Here is an 18,532-nt window from a genome sequence, read left to right as displayed (position 1 = left end):
CTCGCCTAGCCGCGAATGGCGGCGAAGCCGCAGTGGCCGCACCGCAGGTGCCCTGGAACTTTTCGCCTCTTGTTCCATCTAAAGGAGTGAGGTTTATACAGGGCCATGAAACTTAAATCTATATCGATTCCGCTACTTGGTTTCGCGCTGGCCGGGCTGCCGGCCTTTGCCTTCAATGTCGAATCCAGACCCGCCCAGCCGGCGCGGCCGGGCACGGTGAACTACGTTGAAGGCTCGGCTTCCATCGACGGGCAAACCATCGCGCCCAACCAGATCGGCTCCGTCAATCTTGAAGCCGGCCAGGAACTCACCACCGGCACGGGCAAAGCGGAAATCCTGCTCACGCCCGGAGTCTTCCTGCGCGTCGCGGACAACAGCTCTGTGAAGCTCGTCTCCGCTGACCTTTTGAATACCCAGGTAGAGATCGAGAAGGGCCGGGCCGGCATCGAAGTCGACCAACTCTACAAGCAGAACAATCTACAGGTGGTCGACAACGGCGTCACCACCCGGCTCGCCAAAACCGGCTATTACGAATTCGACGCCGCTTCGCCCCAAGTCATGGTCTTCAACGGCAAGGCGGACGTGGAACTCGCTGGCGGCAAGACCAAAAGCGTCAAAGGAAACCATCAAGCTGCACTGCAGTCCGACCTCGCCACTCTCAAGACCACCGGGATCGAGGAGAACCGCGACAAGGACGACCTCTACAACTGGAGTCGCCTGCGTTCGCAGTATCTCGCAGAGGCCAATAATGAGATGGCCCCCTACTACGCCGAAGGCTACGCCCCCGGCTGGTACTGGAATCCGTATGGCTACGGCTACACCTTCATCGGCGCCGGCCCGTTCTTCAGCCCGTTCGGCTGGGGCTTCTATCCCCTCGGCTGGGGCTGGGGCGGAGGCTGGGGAGGTGGATGGTATGGCGGCGGGTGGGGCTACTATGGCCACCCCTACCACGGCCACCGCTTCGTGGTAGGCAGCGGACCGCACGGAGGTACCGTCCATAGCTTCGCCGCACCCCGGCCTTCTGCCGGCTTCCATGGCGGCATGCCAGGAGGCTTCCACGGCGGTACGCCAGGCGCCGGATTTCACGGCGGAATGGGCGGCGGTGGATTCCACGGCAGCGCCCACCGGTAAACGCCATTTTTCATCAACCGGGAGCGCGGGTTCTTCGAACCCGCGCTCCCGCATTGCTCCACCTGCTTCTGTGATCGCCGGCACATCCCCGCCTCTCCTATCTGGTCCACAATCGAACTCCCGATGCCGTCTGCCACCCCATTTCGCCTCTTCACCAATCGCCCGTCAGCGATCAAGGGCGAGCGCCGGGCCTCCCCCACCCCCGCCCCCTCCCCTAACCTGAATCCCTGAGGGTACCCCCCTCCCCCAGTTGATCGAACAGTTCTAAATTCTCTCGCCCAATCGATCACATAAATCACATTCGTGTGTATACTGTGATTGTTCGGTTGTGATCTCCTCCAACCGCTAAGGAGAGCCCATGATCCGCAAAACGCGCCTTTTTACTCCCGGACCCACCCCCCTGCTTCCCGCCGCTCAGTTCGCGATGGCTGCCGCCGACATGCACCACCGCACCCCTGAGTTCCGCGCCCTCTTCCAGAGAGTCCTCGCGCAGCTCAAGGTCTTTGTCGGCACCCAGAACGATGTCCTGTTGCTCTCCTCCTCCGGGACAGGCGCGATGGAAGCCGCCGTCGCCAACCTCACGTCGCCAGGCGAAAAGGTCCTGGTACTTACCGCCGGAAAATTCGGCGAACGCTGGCGCGATCTCGCCAAGGCATACGGATGCGAGCCTGTCGTCCTCAGCGCCCCCTACGGCCAGACCTTCGACCTTGCCGACGTGAAGAAGGCGCTCACGCCCGAGATCAAGGCCGTGCTTATGCAGGCCAGCGAGACCTCCACCGCCGTGAACCACGACGTTCAGGGCGTGGCCAAGCTCATCAAGGAAGTCGCACCCGAGGCGCTGCTCGTTGTGGACGGTATTACCGGGCTGGGTACCACGCATTTCGACGTGGACGGCTGGGGCATCGACGTGCTCATCGGCGGATCGCAGAAGGCGGTCATGATTCCGCCGGGCCTCGCCTACCTTTCGGTGAGCGAGAAGGCCTGGGCTGCTATGGAGAAGTCGAAGAACCCGCGCTATTATTTCGATCTCCGCAAGGAACGCAAGAACCAGGTGAAGGGCGAGACGGCTTACACGCCAGCGGTTGCGCTGGTGGCCGGGCTCGGCGCTGCGCTCGACTACATCGCTGGACAGGCCAACGGCAACCTCGAACAGGGCCGCATCGCGCTCGTGAACAACGCAATCGTGAACGCCGCGGCCACTCGGGCTGGTCTCACCGCACTCGGCTTCACGCTGTTCGCGCCCACGTCTCCCTCTGCTGCGGCCACAGCTGTTGCCGTTCCTGAAGGCATGGACTCTAGCGACGTCGTCAAAGCTCTCAAGACGCGCTTCGCTTCGGTCATCGCCAACGGCCAGGGGGAGATGAAGGGCAAGATCTTCCGCGTCGCGCACCTGGGCTTCTTCGATTATCTCGACACCATCGCGTTCCTCGGTGCCATGGAGCACATCGCCAAGGACACGTTGAAGCTGCCAGTCGAATGGGGACAAGCGGTAGCCGCGGCGCAGAAGGTTTACGCGGAAGCAGCTTCCAAGTAGTTCACAGTTCGTAGTTCACAGTTCTAAGCATTCCCACCTCAGCGGCTGTTCGCGGGGTCTGTCACTGTGAACTGTGAACTAACGACTGTCCTTTAACGGCGAACTACGAACTGTGAACTGAGAACTCAATATGGCAGATCTCACCTTCGGCGAAAAACTTGTCATCGCCCGCAAGAAGCTCGACCTCTACCAGTACCAGATGGCCGAGAAGCTGGGCGTGCACCCCAACTCCATTTGGAAGTATGAGCGCGGCGAGGGCAAGCCCCACGCTGCTGTCATTCGCATGTTCGACCTGCTGTGCGAGAAGGAGGGCGTTCGCTTTGACGAGTACGCTCCCGCCGCAGCGGAAAAGGGAGAAGCGATGAAGATTGTCCTCGCGGAAAAAGTGTCGCCGGCCACGCTGGCGGTGTTTGCGGCCGAGCCCGGCTGGGAAGTTCTCACCCACGACAAGCTGCCCGACGGATTGCCCGCCGCGCTCGCCGATGCCGACGCACTCGTCGTCCGCTCGGCCGTGCAGGTGGACGATGCGCTTATGGAGAAGGCGCCGAAGCTTCGCGTGATCGGCCGCGCCGGTGTGGGTGTCGACAACATCGACGCCGAAGCCGCCACGCGCCGCGGCATCGTGGTGATGAACACGCCCGGAGCCAACGCCGTCGCCGTTGCCGAACTCACCATCGGTCTCATGCTCGCGCTGGCCCGCAAGGTGCCCGCGGCGAACGGCACCATGCACGCGGGCAAGTGGGAAAAGAAGTCCCTGCAAGGCTCGGAGCTGCGCGGTAAGACTCTCGGCATCCTCGGCCTCGGCCGCATCGGGCTTGAGGTCGCGCGGCGTGCCCGCGGATTCGGTCTCGAGATTATTGGCAGCGATCCGTTCGTCTCGGCTGCGGTTGCGCGCGAGAACGGGATCCGGCTGGTCACGATCGATGAGCTCTTCGCAGGCTGCGAGTACCTCACGCTGCACGTGGGACTGACGCCGCAGACTGCGGACATCATCAACGCCAAGACCCTTGCCGCGATGAAGAAGGGCGTGCGCATCATTAACTGCGCGCGAGGCGAACTGATTGACGATGCTGCGCTTGTCGAAGCCCTCAAGTCCGGGCATGTAGCCGGCGCCGCGCTCGACGTGTTCCGCGAGGAGCCGCTGAAGAACTCGGCTTACACCGGTCTCGACAATGTGATCCTGACGCCGCATATCGCTGGCTCCACCGGCGAGGCGCAGGAAGCAGTCGGCATCCAGATCGCGCGCCAGGTGCGTGAGTACCTGAAGCTTGGCGTGGTGCAGAACGCCGTGAACCTGCCTTCCCTCAGCCACGAAGAATATGTGCAGCTTTCGCCCTACATCGATCTTGCGGGACGGCTGGGGTCGTTTCTGGCACAGACTGGAAAGGGCGGAATCGAGTCGGCTCAACTTTTCTACGGCGGGCTGCTCACCGATGCGAAGACGGAGCTTGTTCGTAACTCGGCGATTGCCGGACTGCTCGCAGGCTCAGAGAACGTGAACCTGATCAACGCTGCTGCGATCGCGGAGGAGCGCGGCATTCGCGTGCACGAGGAGAAGCAGGATGGGCATCGCGGCGGAGCGGCGAATTTGCTTGCGGTGGAGCTGCACTCGGCCGGTGGCGCGAGCCACGCGACGGCGACGGTAATTCATGGGGAACAGCCGCGGTTGCTCGAGTTCGACGGCATCGACGTTGAAGCTCCGCTTGAAGGCAATCTGCTGGTGTGCCGCAACCTGGACGTTCCAGGCGTGATCGGCAAGATCGGAACGATCCTGGGCGAACATGGCGTGAACATCGCCAACTTCGCACTCGGCCGCGATCGATCCGGCGTTCAGCCGGTGAAGGCGCTGGCCGTGGTGCAGGTTGACGCGCCGGTCTCGCAGGATGTGCTGCAGGCGCTGACGAAAATCGAGGCGCTGCTCGAAGCCAAACTGGTCACGCTGCCTGAAGGGAAGAGCTAGGGGGCGTTTGAGTGCCAGATGCCTGCGAACTACAGGTCTGCGGGCATCTGGAGCGACGAAGCCGCCGCGTTCGCCTGTTTACTGCAACGTAACCTTTTGAATTCGATTCCCAATTTGGAACCAAAATATATATAAGATTCCATAGGTCGTCTAAGCTTTTTACTTCAATAGTTTGCCTTGAAAATAGCCCTCAAAAAGCGAATATAAGGAGAAGTAAAAACAGGGGGAGGGGTAGCTAATTTTCTAGTAACCCCCTGCTGATATCTCAAAGGGCCGCGCTCTGTGAATCGAGCGCAGCCCTTGATGAAGAATAGCGACTTCGGCAGTCCCGGTATGTGATGGCTGTCACGGGTCCAGCGTTCAGTTGTCGGTGAGGCTCTCCGTCCGATACAACGCCACAGTCGACGGGAGTTTCCAGCAGCGGGGGCTAAAGAGGCTGCGGAAAAACTCATTTTTGCCCTTACCGACATCGCAAAAACATCCCCCAGCGGCTTGAGCCGGACAGATTTGCGGGACTTAACGGCACGAATAAATTCGTGCCCCTTCAAAACAGTGGCCTTGGTGGAGTTTTTCCGCAGCCCGTAAAGCCCCCTAATCGTCTCTTTGGCATTCGGGCTGCCTGAAGGCGGCCCCTGATACGAATAGTCGTGGCAGGAGGGCTGACGAGGCGGGAACGTGGACGCTGGAAGGGGTGACATCGGACGGCGGGCCAGGATCTCGGTTGCGAATGCTCCTCGAAACAAAAAACACGCCCGGTGCTGCAAACCCTCTACAGCGCCGGGCGCGGGAGTAAAGCCGAAATCAGAACGAAGCCATGATGCCGGCGACGGGGCCCTTCTGCGTGAGGCGGAGGCCGATCTGGTTGTCGCTGCCATGAACGCTAAGGCGGGTTCCCAACTGATAGCCGCCGCTGACATACCAATGCCGAGCGAATGCGTAGTCCGCCGTGGCCCTGCCCGCCCAGAAATCGCCATAGCCGAACAGATACATTCCCTGGATTCCACCATCCAAGTCAAACTTCCTCGAACCCGGAATCGGGAAGAACTTCACGCGCGGACCTACTGCAGGGATCGGCGCAATTACAGAGCCCTTGGAGGTTCTCTCAGCGCTTTGCCCGTTCACTGTAGCCGTGCCTGTGATGGTCGCGCTGGTGTCGAGAATATTGAACTGGGCGACCAGCGCCAGATACCACTGGCTTCTGCGGAAGATGTCCCATTGATAGCCGGGCGCATAGAGGAATGAGTGGATATCGGTGTCCACGGTGACTCCCGCATCGTACGTTTCGCCCTGCCAGTCGATCTGGCGATTGAGGGTGGTCTTCCTAGTGCTGTTGACCGGGCTTACCAGCAGAAGCAGATGGTGCTTGCGGGCGAACCTCCAGTCCAGATTGCCCGAAAAGGTCGAATAGGATCCGAACCCGAGATCACGATGCAGATCGATCTGGTCTCCGCCTTCATTTAGATCGCTCTTGATGTAGCCCCCAGGCGCGGAAAACCACCAGTTGGCTCTTACGTGCAACCTGTCGGAATCGACTTCGTCGCCGTCCGCAAACATCGGCCTCAGCCCACCAAGAAGCAGGCATGCAAGGACAGCTATCTTTCCCAGTCCTCGCCAGGGGACTCTGCCTCTGCCAAATGGCGCACGCGCTGCTCCCATTTTCTGGGAGAAAACGCAAAGGATGCGATCGATTCTCACCGTCTACCTGCCTCTCTTCGCCGGGCGATAAAAGACGCCGCGAAATCCAGAAGAGGCGGCATAGCCACACTCCAACCGTTGCGTTCGATCACCGTCGTGGCACTGCTCGATCACGCGATGCTTCCACACGGTTCGTCGAGACGCACGCTGCGCAGCAACCCTCTGGGGACTGTGATCTGCTGCGATGTGGGCCTGGGAGTATTCGCCGCCCTCACCGGGAATACCCCATTGTGGCTAGGTTGCTAACAGGGGCTCAACTGTAAATACTGCTAGCTTTGCAGGGCCGCGCCACTCAACCCATCATGCTTTTGTGCCCCAGAAGGCAGCGGATGTAGGAAATTTGCCCAACGTGATAGGTCTCGTGCCAGGAAAGAAAGCGAATGGTTCCGCTCATCTTGCCGTCAGCGCTGGGAGGGCCCGGGTTGGCGGCGGGCTGGTTGACGGTCTCTTCGGACGCATTTTCGAGCGCCGACTCGAGCGCCGCGGCAACTTCCTGCCAGGCCGCCGTGAGCACCTCGGGCGAGGGATAGGGCGCAGTGCCGTCAACCTTTTCGCCGCGCGCAAACATGCCAAGCCAGGGAGCCGACCACTTGGAGCCGAGCCGCGCCAGCACGGCGGTGCGAGCCCAAATGATATGACCGACGATCCATGCGATGTGGTTGGCGGCGCCCTGCGGCTGTTTGAGCCAGTCGTCGTGGCTGAGGTCGCTCACAAACTTTTTGATGGAGTTGTTGTTATAGCGAAACTCTTCAGCGGCATGGGCAATCGCTGCGGGAACGGGCATGGGTCGTCTCCGGTCAAAGAATCCAGACAGAGCGTGTCAGCGGTGTACGCAAAACTGTCAACCGGGCACGCGAGAAGGCTGCAGGCAAATTATCTCCTACTGCACCGGCCGCCCGTTCACGCTCCGTCCAGCAGCTGATGGATGCGGCGCGCCATGCGCGCCACCTGCGCCCAATCCTTATCGGCGAAGCTCTGGGAATGGGCCACTTTGTTGCGCAGGATCTCCAGTTCCTTGCTGGCCTTTTGCGCTCCGCTCGCGCTGGTGATTCCCAGGACGTTACGCTCCGCGGGGTCAGTTAACAGCACATCGACCTTGTCGCTCAATTGCAGGCAGTCGAGCAGGTCGCAGTCTTCTTTGCGGCGCTGCCGCTCGGCATAAAGGCGCCGTGCCCGCTCGAGCCGTTGCTCTGAGACCAGGCTCGTCCAGGAGTCTTCCGGCCACTTCTGGCGGATGCGCTCGGTGGTTTCCAGTTCTGTAAAGGTGATGATGCCGAACAGCCACATGCGCACGGCGGGCTTGTGAAAGTCGCTACGCGCGATTACACCCGAAATGCTCTCATTCACACTTACAAAGCAAAAGTCATGGCGGGTGAGAACGTCGGTCACTTCGGTCAGCGGGCTGCGTCCGCTGACGATCTGGCTTTTGGCGAATTCCCTTCCTTGCGGTGTTTCGCCGGACTTGTGCTGCCTGGCCGGGAGGAACCCCCACAGCTTTCCATGCCGGTGCAGGCCGGCTACGTGAATGCCCGCGACGGTCATGGCTTGGTGCAGTTCCGCAGGATGCAGCTCCGAATCGAAGGAGACCAGCGGTTCCGCAACGTACTGCGCGGTGATCGCCTGCTCGAAAACCCGAAGTGCGGCGATGGGGATGGCCAACGGACGGAAGCGCGGGGCGGCGGCTCCTTTCTGGGCGGGCAGCGAATCGATCGCGTACTTATCGAGGTTGCGCTGCAGTCTTGCCAGCAGGCGGGAATCGCCTCCCGCGAGTACCTCAATAAGCTCGCTGGTTTCCGACGCATACGGAATCAGGGCGATGGGGTCGGTCTTGTGCAGAGTGCTGCAGGAATCGATGAGGTCGGCAATCTTGACCGTCTTTGCTGCTGGGGATGCGCCGGCGAAGTGTTGTTTGGCAAGTCCTGTCCGGGTCACGCGGTTCCGGAAACCGGCGTGCGTGGGGACGGTGAGCTCGCCGACAACCCGCGCCACTTCGGAGCCGAATCTGCGCTCGAGGTCGCCAATGGTGACCGCGGTGTCCTCTACGATGTCATGCAGCCACGCAGCGGCAATCGTCTCTTCATCGTTTGTTACGGATGAGACGATCTGCGCCACGGATTTGCGGTGCATGGGGAGATCACGAACCGCGGGAATCGCGCCAACGTGAATGCGTTCGTGGTTTTCATTGGCAAACAGCTTCGCGGACTTAACGAGTTCCCCCAAGACGTATCCCCTTGCTCACCGGCGTACTCCCGGGTACTTTAGGTCACGTAGTTTCGCTGGTCTGCTGGCAAATTGTGCAACGTCCGCCGATTGGCTGGTTTGCTGGTCGCTGAAGCGAGGTTGACCTGCCGGGAGATCTGTCGCTCATCGCTTGCCGTGGGGGTCGTACTGGAAACACTGCTCGAGGGTGACGCCGAGAGCCTGCGCGACTTTGAAGGCGGTTTCGAGTGAAGGCGAGTACTTGTCCTGCTCCATGGCGATCACTGTCTGGCGCGTGACGCCCACCTTATCGGCAAGTTCCTGCTGCGTGATGGAGCGCGCACCCCGCAGTTCGCGGATCTGATTGCGGATGGCGGGCATCAGAGAGCCCTCCTATAAGACACGATCTGCGTGGCTGTCTTGGTGATGTCGGCGATCACGAGCATGCTGAAGAAAGCGCTGAGGAAGTGCAGGCCAACGCGGCTGCCCTCGAAATTGAAGTCAGTGCGGGTGGCGTGGAACCAGATCATACCGAGTCCCACCACCATGAGCGTGGCGAAGGTGAGGTATCCTGCGCGATAGCCGCGCAATTCTATAAGCTGGTCGCGCTCATCGGTGACCCGGTTCCGCGTGAAGAGCGTGATCAGCAACTGCACGAAGACCTGAAGCAGGATGACCGCGACGATCATGCCCGCGACTTTGTTGATCGAGTTCTGATGGTGAAGGAAGAAGTACGAGCCGTAAACGAGCAGCTCGGCGACGAGGGATGCGTAAAGGGACTTTTCGCGATAGGAAAGGCTCGGCATCGGCAAAGCTCCATGTCAAAAAAATTTGACATTGACGACTGTAGCGCGACGCAAATGGGATGTCAAATATTTTTAACATCCCGCAAATGAGGGACTCCGTGCAAAACAGAAAGGACACCCTTGCGGATGTCCTTGTGCTTTTCCAGCTTGAGGGAAGCTATGCGCGGCTGAGGTAGGCGCCTTCGCTGGTGTCGACGCGGATCTTCTCGCCTTCGTTGATGAAAGGCGGTACCTGCACCACCAGGCCTGTTTCCGTCTTCGCAGGCTTGGTGACGCTCGAGGCGGTCGCGGACTTGAGGCCGGGCTCGGTCTCCACCACGGTGAGTTCGACGAACGTGGGCAGCTCGATGCCGACCGCGTTGCCGTCGTGGTAGCTGACGCGGATCTGCAAATTCGGCGTGAGGTACTCCACGGCATCGCCGAGAGTGGAAGCCTTGAGCACGGTCTGCTCGTAGTTCTCGGGATTCATGAAGTAGTAGTCGTCGCCGTCGTTATAGAGGAACTCCATCGCGATTTCGTCCACGACAACCTTCTCGATGGCATCGGCTGAGCGGAAGCGGTGCTCGAACATGGCGCCGGACTTGAGGTTGCGCAGCTTGGCCTGGATGAAGGCGCGCAGGTTGCCGGGCGTGCGATGCTCCACCTTGAAGACCAGGTGAAGCGTGTCGTTGTGCTTGATGATCATGCCCGGACGCATCTGTGTGGCGGGAATCGCCATAAGGGTAAAACTCCTTGCTGGTTGCGCTTCTCAGGCGCAAAAAAGTCGGCCTTGACGCCATCTTTCATTGTACCGTAAGCGCAACTGCAGCACCTGGATGAGCGGGTGCTCGGCCGTCGGATGATCAGAGTGAAGGAGCTTTCGAAGATCGTCAGCGCTGGGCTGTGCGAACGGGACCGGACTCGACGCCCGGGCGGGCGTGGGGCTGATTCTGGCCGGTCAGGCGCTCCAGCATCATGCCGGTGTCGTCGATGCAGAGCACGGCGTGGGATTTATCGATGAGCACGTCATAGCGGGAGAGGAAATCTTCGCCGAGGAGGCCCCGCAACGGAAAACCGGCGTGCTGCACAGTTTTCATGTCATAAATTACAACGCCGTGGCTGGCGGCTTCGTGTTCGCCGACTTGGAGGGAGTCGACCTGCGCAAACGCCGCGCCACCCTGGAAGCTGGCTCCAGCAACGTTGGCATTCCCGGTCGTGACCAGGTGAAGGTCGGCGGCGAGAGCACGGTCGACTACCGTCATCTGCGTTCCGGTATCGACGAGGAAATCGTACGGGCCGGTGTGGTTGATCGAAACTCCAACAACCATCTGGTGCCCGTTGAGCATGCGCAAGGGAATGGCCTTCACCTTCGCCGGGCATCCATTCTGGGCGCCGGAGATTGCGGGGAAGAGCAAGGGAAAAAGAAGGGATGCCAAAAGCCGCATATGTTAATGTCGCATACCGTTTGACTGCGTTCCTTGGCCGCGGTCAACCACTGAGGAGCTTGGATGGCCGAGGCGGTGGAATCGTAGCCTGCGAGATTGGCAGATCGGTTCATTCGCTGCGGAGCGCCTCACTTGGATCCACTGATGCTGCCCGCCTGGCCGGAACGAAGCTGGCTAGCAGTGAGGCAAAGGCCAAAAGGCCGGCAACAGCTGCCAGGGTCGGGGCGTCCCATGCAGCTACACCGAACAGCAGCTTCCGCATGGCGAGCGATGCGCCGATCGCGCAGAGCAGCCCTAATGCGATGCCAATTGCGGTAAGCCGGCCCGCCTGCCGCATCACCATGGAGTAGACAGTGCCGCGCTGCGCGCCAAGGGCCATGCGGACGCCGATCTCGCGCGTGCGCTGACTGACGGAGTACGCGACCACTCCATAGAGGCCAACCACGCTGAGCACCAGGGCTATCACAGCAAAGCCGCCCACCAGCCACGTGCTGAATCGATGAAGCAATGCGGGCTGCGTCGCTTCAATGGCTTGGGTCATGGTTTGCTCGCCATAGACGCCCATGTTGGGGTCGAGCCCATGCAAGGCGGAGACCGTGGCAGGTAGGACCGATGCCTCATCCTGAGCTGTGCGGACAAGCACAACGAAGTTGTCGTCGGAGGATTGATTAATGGGGAAGTACTCGCCGGGAATCATTTCATCATCGAGACCGCCCTCGCGGAAGTCGGCGACAACGCCGATGACGGTGCGCATCGAATCGGGCGTGAGCCCGCCATTGCCAACGCGCTTGCCAATGGGATCTTCTCCGGGAAAGTATTTGCGCGCGAGGGCCTCATTGATAAGGATGACCGAAGGCTTCGAGCTGTCTTCATCTTCATTGAAGAGGCGGCCACGGACCAGCTGCGCCTTGAGATTCGCAAAGTACCCGGCGCTGACGTCGCGCTCCACCACCTCGTTATGCTCGCCGTTAAACGGCTTGCCTACAATGCGGATCCAGTCTGTGTCGCAGAAACACTGGACCGGAGGATCGCTGGTGATGCCCACGGAAAGAACTCCAGGAAGTGCGATCAGCCGCTGCTGAATGGCACGGTACATCTCCACGCGGCGAGGTTTGGCTTCATTGGCTTTCGGCGGGAGCTTCACGTTCACCATGGCGAGATGCGAGGAATCGAACCCCATGTCAACGTGGAGTAGCTTGTATAGGCTGCGGCCCAGCAGTCCCGCTCCTACCAGAAGCACGACGGCAACAGCCAGCTCGATGACAACCAGATTCGCGCCGAGGCGGCTCCACATGCGGCTGCCGGAGCCGCGACCACCTTCGGCAAGACCAGTGTGGATTTTCTGGAAGCCGAGCCGCAGCGATGGAGTCAGCGCGAGCATGGCCGTTGCCGCGGCCGCAACCAGCAGGGCGAAGACCGCAGTGTGCAGGCTGAATCCGACAAGGTTAAGGAAAGGCAGAAAGCTCGCGATGGTTTCGGGAATGAGCCGCGTGAGCAGTCGCATCAGCCAGAACGCGAAGGCAGAACCGGCCAGACAGCCGGCGAACGAAAGCAGCAGACCCTCTGTGACGAACTGACGGATGAGACGCAGGTGAGTGGCACCCAGTGCGCCACGCACGGCCACTTCGCGACGGCGGCTTTCTGATCGCGCCAGCAGCAGACTGGCTACATTCACACAGGCGATGAGGAGCAGGAGTACAGAGCTGACCAGAAGAGTGAGAAGAACTGGCCGCATGCTGCCGTTGATCTGATCTGAGAGTGGCATGAGAGCGGCGCCCTGCCCTTTGTTCTCGGGATACATGCGTTCAAGTTGCGCAGCGATGGATTTCAGGTCGGCCAGCGCGGCCGCCGGAGTGATGCCATCGCGCAGGCGGCCCACGGCAAAAAGATTGTGGCAGGAACGCCGCTGCTCGCACGAGGTGGGATCGGCGATTGGAGCCCAGAGTTCGGCGTTGCCGCGCGGAGCAAACGAGAACTCGCGAGGCAGTACGCCAACGATGGTGTAGTTGTCGGTATCGAGCTGAACGCTTTGACCAACGATATCCGGGCGCGCGCCGAAGCGTTTCCTCCATGCGCCGTAGGTGATCATGACCACCTTGGCTGCACCGGGCCGGCCTTCAGCATCATTGAAATCCCGGCCGAGCATGGCATGCACACCGAGTGTTCTGAAGAAGCCGGCGGTAACGCGTGCGCCGGGCACGGGCTCCGCGCCGCCCGGTGCGCGCAACAGAAATCCCCCGCCAGTGTAGGCATCGAATGCCGAGAACGAGTGATTCAGGCGGGCCCAATCGCGGAAGTCTTCGAGCGAGAGGTTTGATCGCGGATGGACGTTCGCGCTTTCGCCCACATCCATCAGGCGATCGGGATGTGAGTAGGGCAGCGGCTGCAATAGAGCAGCATCGACGAAGCCGAAGATGGCCACGCTAGCTCCCATTCCAAGCGCGAGAATGAGAATGGCGAGCACGCCGAATCCGGGATTCCTGCGCAACTGGCGCAGAGCGAAGCGAATGTCCTGCAGCACAGTCTCGGTGCGGAACCCGATGACCTCATGGCTCTGCTCGTTCAGCCGGGCTGTATTGCCGAATTGACGCTGGGCCGCATAGCGGGCCTCCTGGGGAGACATGCCGCTCGCAGTGAAATCCTTTTCGACCTGCGCGCGATGGAAGGCCATCTCCTCATCGAGATCGCTGCGGAAGCGCTTGCGCGAAAACACGAGCGAGACCTTTTTGAAAAACTGAACCAGTACGTTCATACAACCTCCGGGGAACGAACCCAGGGTGAATCAGGGCTAGCTCTGCTCTGCCAGAACACGGCCGATGGCGGCGATCATCTGCTCAAATTGCGAAACTTCGACACCGAGCTGTTTGCGGCCGGCGGCAGTGAGCGTGTAGAAGCGCGCGCGCCGGTTGGTCTCGGTCATCTTCCATTCCGCCTTCACCCAGCCCTGCAGCAGGAGCCGCTGCAGCGCGGGGTAGAGCGAACCCTCTTCCACGGTCAGCACATCGTCAGACATTCGCTTAATGGATTGCGCGATGCCGTAGCCGTGGAGCGGTGCGCGCGTGAGGGTTTTAAGGATCAGCATGTCGAGCGTGCCCGGAAGCAGGTCAGGTTTACCCATGGAATCTATGTATAGGTAATCTAGGGATAGAATGTCAATGGAAGCATAGGAGATTTGACGGTTTCTCCACGCAAAAGCAACGGCCGCGGATTGGGCCTCCGCGGCCGTTGCAGCCTTCGATTCAGCTTGTCTGTTCTTTAGTGCTTCTGGAACATCGCCATCACTTCTTTGCGCAGCTCCACGCGGCTACTGTCGCGCGTGTAGAACATGTGGCCGCCGGGGAACTCGCGAACGGCTACGCGCGTGGGATCACCCATGACTGGCATTTCATCGACGGTGAGAACCGAGCCCATGAATGGGCAGGAGAGATCATTCCATCCGTGGACGATGAGCACCCGGAGCTTGGGGTCGGCGGCCACGGCCTCGCGCAGCTCGGGCACCGCGCCGCGGCGTAGGTCGTTGTCGCGATCCCAGAGACGGTTCACCTCGTATGAGAGGGCGTTGTAGCGCGCGTCCACCTTCCAACCGACGGTGCGGGTCACGAAATCGACCATGGCTGTTGTGAGCGGCGCAATGATGCTGGCCAGGATGGGATCGTTGGCGCGCTGTTCCGGCGCGAACGGGAATGGGTCGAAGGACGTGACGTTCGAGTCGTACACGGAGCCGAGCTTGCCCTCCTCGCGGTGGACCTCGCGCAGGTAGGCGCCGGTTTCGATACGGCCACCGGAGTATTTCACGAACTGCGGATCGAGGCCGGTCATCTCCGTGACGCGCTGGATCAACTTTTGCTGACCTGCCTCGTCGGAGCGGCCCTTGAGCAGCGTCGTTGCGTATTCGCCGCGCGTATACGCAATCACGTCTGCCATCGCTTCCGGCGTGAGCTTCTTCTCGCGCTCGAGGTGTGCGGCGGTGATTGACGGCAGAGTCATCATCCAGGGGAGCGGCGACATATCGCCGTTCTGTTCCTGCGATGGGTTCAGATATGGCGAAACCAGCACCACGCCATTCAGAGCCACGCCGAGCTGCGACTGCAGATATTGGGTGATGCGCGGGCCGCGGAATCCGCCATAGCTCTCGCCAACGAGATACTTGCGCGAGGCGAGGCGATTGTTGAGCACCAGCCAGTCGTAGACGACGCGCGAGAGGTACTCGATATCGGACTGAGTGGAGAAGAAGAGTTTCTTCTGCTGATCCTCGGGGACGTTGGCGCGGCTGAAGCCGGTGCCGATGGGATCGATGAAAACCAGGTCGGTGAAGTCGAGCCATGTGCCCTGATTGTCAGTCAGTGTGACGGGATCGGAGGGGCTGTCGCCTTCGTTGCCGGCGTTCATGTGCTTGGGACCGAGCGCGCCGAAGTTGAGATAGACGCTGGCGGCGCCGGGACCGCCATTCAGCGCGAAGGTGACAGGACGATTCTCGCCTTCGACTGTGTACGCAGTGGTGACGACTTCGCCGGCGGTCTTGCCGTCTTTGTCGCGCACGGGGATGGTACCCACAGTGACGGTGTACTTGAGCGGCTTGCCATCGAGAGTGATCTGCTGCTGAACGTGCGCAGGTGGAGGAAGCGGAGGAAGCGCGGTTTTCTCGGGCGGCGCTTCCTTGGTAGCCGGTTTGTTATCGGCGGCGGGCGGCGGAGTCTGCGCGAAGCTGATTGCGGAACCGGCAGCGAGCGAGAGAAGGCAGGCAAGCGAAGCAGCGCGTAAGGCACGCGCGGGGAACCTTGGATTGTCCATGGCAAGAGGATACAGCGCCCTCCAGCGGTGGCAGCGCCGCAGGGCCATCATTTACCCTTGGAAATGGCATGAAACATCAGCTCATTGCAGCACTTTTTGTGACGGCGCTCAGCGCTTCAGCATTGGCTCAGCAATCCAGCGCTCCAGCAACGCAACCGGCGCAGGACCTTCCTGATGGGCCTCAGCCTACGCAGGCTGTGCTGACCCAGCCGAACGGTCCGACTGTCGTGATGGATACCTCGATGGGCCGGATCACCTGCCAGTTCTTCCAGAAGCAGGCGCCTGTCGCTGTGGCCAATTTCATCGGTCTCGCCAACGGCACGAAGGACTGGACCGATCCGGCGACGAGCAAGAAGATGCATGGCAAGCGCTACTACGACCACACCCAGTTTCATCGCGTGATTCCGGAGTTCATGATCCAGGGCGGCGATCCGACGGCAACTGGAACGGGCGATCCGGGGTACAGCTTCAACGATGAGTTCGATCCTAACTTAAACTTCGACGTGCCGGGCCGTCTCGCGATGGCCAACTCAGGACCCAACACCAATGGCAGCCAGTTCTTCGTCACGGAGGCGCCGCAGCCTTCGCTCAATCAGAAGTACACCATCTTCGGCCAGTGCGATGATTCGAGCGTCAACGTGGTGAAGACGATCGCGCGTGTGCAGACCAATCCGAATGACAAGCCAATCGTTCCAGTGTTTCTGAACAAGGTGACGATTGTGCCGGAAGGACAGCCTGTTCCGCCTCCGCCCGCGCCGCCTGCAGCCCCCTCAGCGACAGCGCCGGCCGAAAAGCCGCAACCCTGAACAGTTCCCTGCTCTGCTGCAATCTGCCGGTGAGCATGCTCGCCGGCATCCCCCAAAACTCTCACGCAAACGAGGTTTTCCAGTATGGCACTTGCACCAGGCACCTACGCGCACTTCAATACGACAGAAGGCAAAATCACAGTTCGTCTCTTCGAGGCTGACGCGCCCGTCACGGTTCAGAACTTTATCGAGCTCGCCGAAGGCAAGAAGGAGTGGACGCATCCCGGTACGCGCGAGAAGTCGTCGAACAAGCTCTATGACGGCACCATCTTTCATCGCGTGATTCCCGACTTCATGATTCAGGGCGGCGATCCGACAGGCACCGGTATGGGCGGCCCGGGCTACCGCTTCCAGGATGAGACGAAGGGCTCGCCGCACAAGTTCGACAAGCCCGGCAAGCTGGCCATGGCCAACAGCGGTCCCAACACCAATGGGTGCCAGATCTTCATCACAGTCGCGGCCACGCCGTGGCTCACCGGCAATCACACCATCTTCGGCGAAGTGGTGGAGGGCCAGGACATCGCCAACAAGATCTCGAAGGTGCCCACGGGTCCACAGGACAAGCCGCGCACGCCCGTCGTGCTCGAGTCGCTGACCATCGAGCGCGTTGCCTGATCTCAAAATCGCCGTCGCGGATCCACAGCTGGCCGCGGCGGCGCACCAGGAGACCTGCCATTCTCACAGCGCGCACTTCCCTTCTCCACCGACGGTGGATGTTCCTCGCATGCTTGCTGTGTACGCTTCTGATCGCAGACGTTTCCCGCCTCAGCCGGGCTCAGCCGGGACCGCAAGCCGCTCCGATGGTTCCGAAGGTGGTCGAGGCTCTCCTCGTCAGCGACATTCACTTCGAACCGTTCTGGGATCCTGCCAAGGTCTCACGGCTTGCGGCTTCGCCCGTCAGCGCCTGGGCGAGGATTCTCTCTGCGCCTGACTCGCCCAATCGCCAGCAGGCTTTTGATAAGATCCAGGACGCCTGCCACGCTCGCGGCATCGATACATCCTTCCCTGTTCTGCAATCCAGCATGAGGGCGATCCGCACTCATGCTGCGGGCGCGCGGTTCATCACGTTGAGCGGCGACCTGATGGCCCACGGCTTCGATTGCAAGTTCAAAAAGCTGATGCCTGCGGCAACGGCTGCGGAGTATCGCGCGTTCACGGTCAAAACGATTCGCTTTGTGCTTGCGCAGCTACAAGCGGCCGCGCCCGGCTTGCGCATCTATACGGCTCTGGGCAACAACGACTCCGACTGCGGGGATTACAAGCTGGACGCCAACAGCACGTTTCTCAAGCAAGTTGGAGAAGCAGTCACGCAACGATTTCCGTCCGCGGAGCGCGCGGCGGCGCTCGCCTCGTTCGCGCAAACCGGCAACTACAGCGTGATGCTTCCGGCACCGATGACCCACACGCGCCTTATTGTCCTCGATGACGTGTTCTTCTCCGCCAAACACACAGCCTGCTCCGGGAAGCCTGACACCGCCGACCAGGACGCACAGTACGCCTGGCTGGCGGCGCAGTTGCAGGAAGCACGGAAGGCAAAGCAGAACGTCTGGGTGATGGCGCACATTCCTCCCGGCGTGGACGCCTACGGCACGCTGGCGCACCTTTCCGGCCCCTGCGGCCGCAAGCCCACCATGCTGCTTTCCTCAGACCGACTGGCGCAGACACTCGAAGGCGAGGCGGATTCGATCAAGCTGGGCATTTTTGGCCACACGCACGAAGACGAGATCAAATTGCTCGAATCCGGTGAGGACGCGGGGACAACGGAGCACGCTTCCGGCGGGATTCCAGTGAAAGTGGTCGCGTCCGTCTCGCCCGTCAACGGCAATCTGCCGTCGTTCACCATCGCGCAAATCGAGCCTGCGACGGCAACGCTTGCGGATTACGAAGTGATTGCCGGAAGCAACAGAGTTGCATGGCATCAGCAGTACGAGTATCGAACTGCGTATGCGGAGGGTTCTTTCTCCGCAGCTGCGGTGGCACACCTGATCGGCGGGTTCAGCGCCGACCGGGATGAGAGGACACAGCCCAGCCAAAAATATATCCACAACTTCTCGATCGGCAATCCTGTTCCGTTGCTTTCGCTGGTGTGGACTGGATATGTGTGCAGCATGGCCCACCAAACCGCAGAGGGATTCTCTTCTTGCGCATGTGGACAACAGCCGCAGAGCGGAGACCGACACTAACGC

16 protein-coding genes are annotated in these 18,532 nt (G+C 60.7%); 6 read left to right on the top strand and 10 right to left on the bottom strand.

The features are described from left to right. Window positions 1–105 precede the first annotated feature (105 nt). The 3 genes from MOP44_RS27880 to serA all read left to right on the top strand — a co-directional run bounded on the left by MOP44_RS27880 (window position 106) and on the right by serA (window position 4,625). Window positions 106–1,131 carry a FecR family protein gene (locus MOP44_RS27880; protein WP_313901013.1) on the top strand — a complete coding sequence of 342 codons (1,026 nt, stop codon included), beginning with the start codon at window positions 106–108 and terminating at the stop codon, window positions 1,129–1,131. 358 nt (window positions 1,132–1,489) lie between these two features. Next, window positions 1,490–2,665 carry a pyridoxal-phosphate-dependent aminotransferase family protein gene (locus tag MOP44_RS16950; RefSeq protein WP_260791406.1) on the top strand — a complete coding sequence of 392 codons (1,176 nt, stop codon included), beginning with the start codon at window positions 1,490–1,492 and terminating at the stop codon, window positions 2,663–2,665. A gap of 130 nt (window positions 2,666–2,795) precedes the next feature. Further along, on the top strand, window positions 2,796–4,625 hold the full coding sequence (serA, locus tag MOP44_RS16945; RefSeq protein WP_390905442.1) for a phosphoglycerate dehydrogenase: 1,830 nt from the start codon (window positions 2,796–2,798) through the stop codon (window positions 4,623–4,625). An 801-nt stretch (window positions 4,626–5,426) separates the two neighbouring features. On the opposite strand, the gene MOP44_RS16940 is transcribed toward serA, so the two are convergent. The 10 genes from MOP44_RS16940 to MOP44_RS16895 all read right to left on the bottom strand — a co-directional run bounded on the left by MOP44_RS16940 (window position 5,427) and on the right by MOP44_RS16895 (window position 15,540). After that, window positions 5,427–6,179: a hypothetical protein gene (locus tag MOP44_RS16940; protein WP_260791405.1), complete on the bottom strand. Its 753-nt coding sequence runs from the start codon at window positions 6,177–6,179 to the stop codon at window positions 5,427–5,429. Between the two features lie 433 nt (window positions 6,180–6,612). Continuing rightward, a complete protein-coding gene (locus MOP44_RS16935) occupies window positions 6,613–7,104 on the bottom strand; it encodes a DinB family protein (protein ID WP_260791404.1) in 492 nt (163 codons plus the stop codon). Window positions 7,105–7,220: 116 nt separating this feature from the next. Continuing rightward, window positions 7,221–8,540 (bottom strand): HD domain-containing protein, encoded by a 1,320-nt coding sequence (locus MOP44_RS16930; protein WP_260791403.1) that lies wholly within the window; start codon window positions 8,538–8,540, stop codon window positions 7,221–7,223. Window positions 8,541–8,684: 144 nt separating this feature from the next. Continuing rightward, complete coding sequence (locus MOP44_RS16925; protein WP_260791401.1) at window positions 8,685–8,900, bottom strand: helix-turn-helix transcriptional regulator; 216 nt, start codon at window positions 8,898–8,900, stop codon at window positions 8,685–8,687. Next, entirely contained in the window at window positions 8,900–9,325 is a 426-nt protein-coding gene (locus MOP44_RS16920; protein ID WP_260791400.1) for a DUF2178 domain-containing protein, read from the bottom strand. Before MOP44_RS16920 ends, MOP44_RS16925 begins: the two co-directional genes overlap by 1 nt. 157 nt (window positions 9,326–9,482) lie before the next feature. Further along, window positions 9,483–10,043 (bottom strand): elongation factor P, encoded by a 561-nt coding sequence (efp, locus tag MOP44_RS16915; protein WP_260791399.1) that lies wholly within the window; start codon window positions 10,041–10,043, stop codon window positions 9,483–9,485. Window positions 10,044–10,194: 151 nt separating this feature from the next. Continuing rightward, window positions 10,195–10,740, bottom strand: a complete 546-nt coding sequence (locus MOP44_RS16910; RefSeq protein WP_260791398.1) for a retropepsin-like aspartic protease — start codon at window positions 10,738–10,740, stop codon at window positions 10,195–10,197. A 118-nt stretch (window positions 10,741–10,858) separates the two neighbouring features. Further along, entirely contained in the window at window positions 10,859–13,501 is a 2,643-nt protein-coding gene (locus MOP44_RS16905; protein WP_260791397.1) for an ABC transporter permease, read from the bottom strand. A 36-nt stretch (window positions 13,502–13,537) separates the two neighbouring features. Then, complete coding sequence (locus MOP44_RS16900; RefSeq protein WP_260791396.1) at window positions 13,538–13,867, bottom strand: PadR family transcriptional regulator; 330 nt, start codon at window positions 13,865–13,867, stop codon at window positions 13,538–13,540. A gap of 137 nt (window positions 13,868–14,004) precedes the next feature. Continuing rightward, window positions 14,005–15,540, bottom strand: a complete 1,536-nt coding sequence (locus MOP44_RS16895; RefSeq protein WP_260791395.1) for a S10 family peptidase — start codon at window positions 15,538–15,540, stop codon at window positions 14,005–14,007. Between the two features lie 68 nt (window positions 15,541–15,608). On the opposite strand from MOP44_RS16895, the gene MOP44_RS16890 reads away from it, so the two are divergent. The 3 genes from MOP44_RS16890 (at window position 15,609) to MOP44_RS16880 (ending at window position 18,529) form a co-directional block, all read left to right on the top strand. Next, window positions 15,609–16,346: a peptidylprolyl isomerase gene (locus MOP44_RS16890; protein WP_260791393.1), complete on the top strand. Its 738-nt coding sequence runs from the start codon at window positions 15,609–15,611 to the stop codon at window positions 16,344–16,346. A gap of 84 nt (window positions 16,347–16,430) precedes the next feature. Then, entirely contained in the window at window positions 16,431–16,961 is a 531-nt protein-coding gene (locus MOP44_RS16885; RefSeq protein ID WP_260791391.1) for a peptidylprolyl isomerase, read from the top strand. A gap of 98 nt (window positions 16,962–17,059) precedes the next feature. Further along, window positions 17,060–18,529 (top strand): metallophosphoesterase, encoded by a 1,470-nt coding sequence (locus MOP44_RS16880; RefSeq protein ID WP_260791389.1) that lies wholly within the window; start codon window positions 17,060–17,062, stop codon window positions 18,527–18,529. Window positions 18,530–18,532 lie beyond the last annotated feature (3 nt).

It is taken from the genome of Occallatibacter riparius, from assembly GCF_025264625.1.
In the GTDB taxonomy this organism is placed as follows: domain Bacteria; phylum Acidobacteriota; class Terriglobia; order Terriglobales; family Acidobacteriaceae; genus Telmatobacter; species Telmatobacter riparius.
Note: the sequence above shows the minus strand (reverse complement) of the source record. Positions and strands in the feature narration are given on the sequence as shown.

Excerpts from the sequence above, each read along its gene's own strand:
- MOP44_RS27880 (WP_313901013.1), top strand. The coding sequence starts at position 106 with ATGAAACTTAAATCTATATCGATTCCGCTACTTGGTTTCGCGCTGGCC.
- MOP44_RS16950 (WP_260791406.1), top strand. The coding sequence starts at position 1,490 with ATGATCCGCAAAACGCGCCTTTTTACTCCCGGACCCACCCCCCTGCTT.
- serA (WP_390905442.1), top strand. The coding sequence starts at position 2,796 with ATGGCAGATCTCACCTTCGGCGAAAAACTTGTCATCGCCCGCAAGAAG.
- MOP44_RS16940 (WP_260791405.1), bottom strand. The coding sequence starts at position 6,179 with ATGTTTGCGGACGGCGACGAAGTCGATTCCGACAGGTTGCACGTAAGA.
- MOP44_RS16935 (WP_260791404.1), bottom strand. The coding sequence starts at position 7,104 with ATGCCCGTTCCCGCAGCGATTGCCCATGCCGCTGAAGAGTTTCGCTAT.
- MOP44_RS16925 (WP_260791401.1), bottom strand. The coding sequence starts at position 8,900 with ATGCCCGCCATCCGCAATCAGATCCGCGAACTGCGGGGTGCGCGCTCC.
- MOP44_RS16920 (WP_260791400.1), bottom strand. The coding sequence starts at position 9,325 with ATGCCGAGCCTTTCCTATCGCGAAAAGTCCCTTTACGCATCCCTCGTC.
- efp (WP_260791399.1), bottom strand. The coding sequence starts at position 10,043 with ATGGCGATTCCCGCCACACAGATGCGTCCGGGCATGATCATCAAGCAC.
- MOP44_RS16905 (WP_260791397.1), bottom strand. The coding sequence starts at position 13,501 with ATGAACGTACTGGTTCAGTTTTTCAAAAAGGTCTCGCTCGTGTTTTCG.
- MOP44_RS16900 (WP_260791396.1), bottom strand. The coding sequence starts at position 13,867 with ATGGGTAAACCTGACCTGCTTCCGGGCACGCTCGACATGCTGATCCTT.
- MOP44_RS16895 (WP_260791395.1), bottom strand. The coding sequence starts at position 15,540 with ATGGACAATCCAAGGTTCCCCGCGCGTGCCTTACGCGCTGCTTCGCTT.
- MOP44_RS16890 (WP_260791393.1), top strand. The coding sequence starts at position 15,609 with ATGAAACATCAGCTCATTGCAGCACTTTTTGTGACGGCGCTCAGCGCT.
- MOP44_RS16885 (WP_260791391.1), top strand. The coding sequence starts at position 16,431 with ATGGCACTTGCACCAGGCACCTACGCGCACTTCAATACGACAGAAGGC.
- MOP44_RS16880 (WP_260791389.1), top strand. The coding sequence starts at position 17,060 with ATGTTCCTCGCATGCTTGCTGTGTACGCTTCTGATCGCAGACGTTTCC.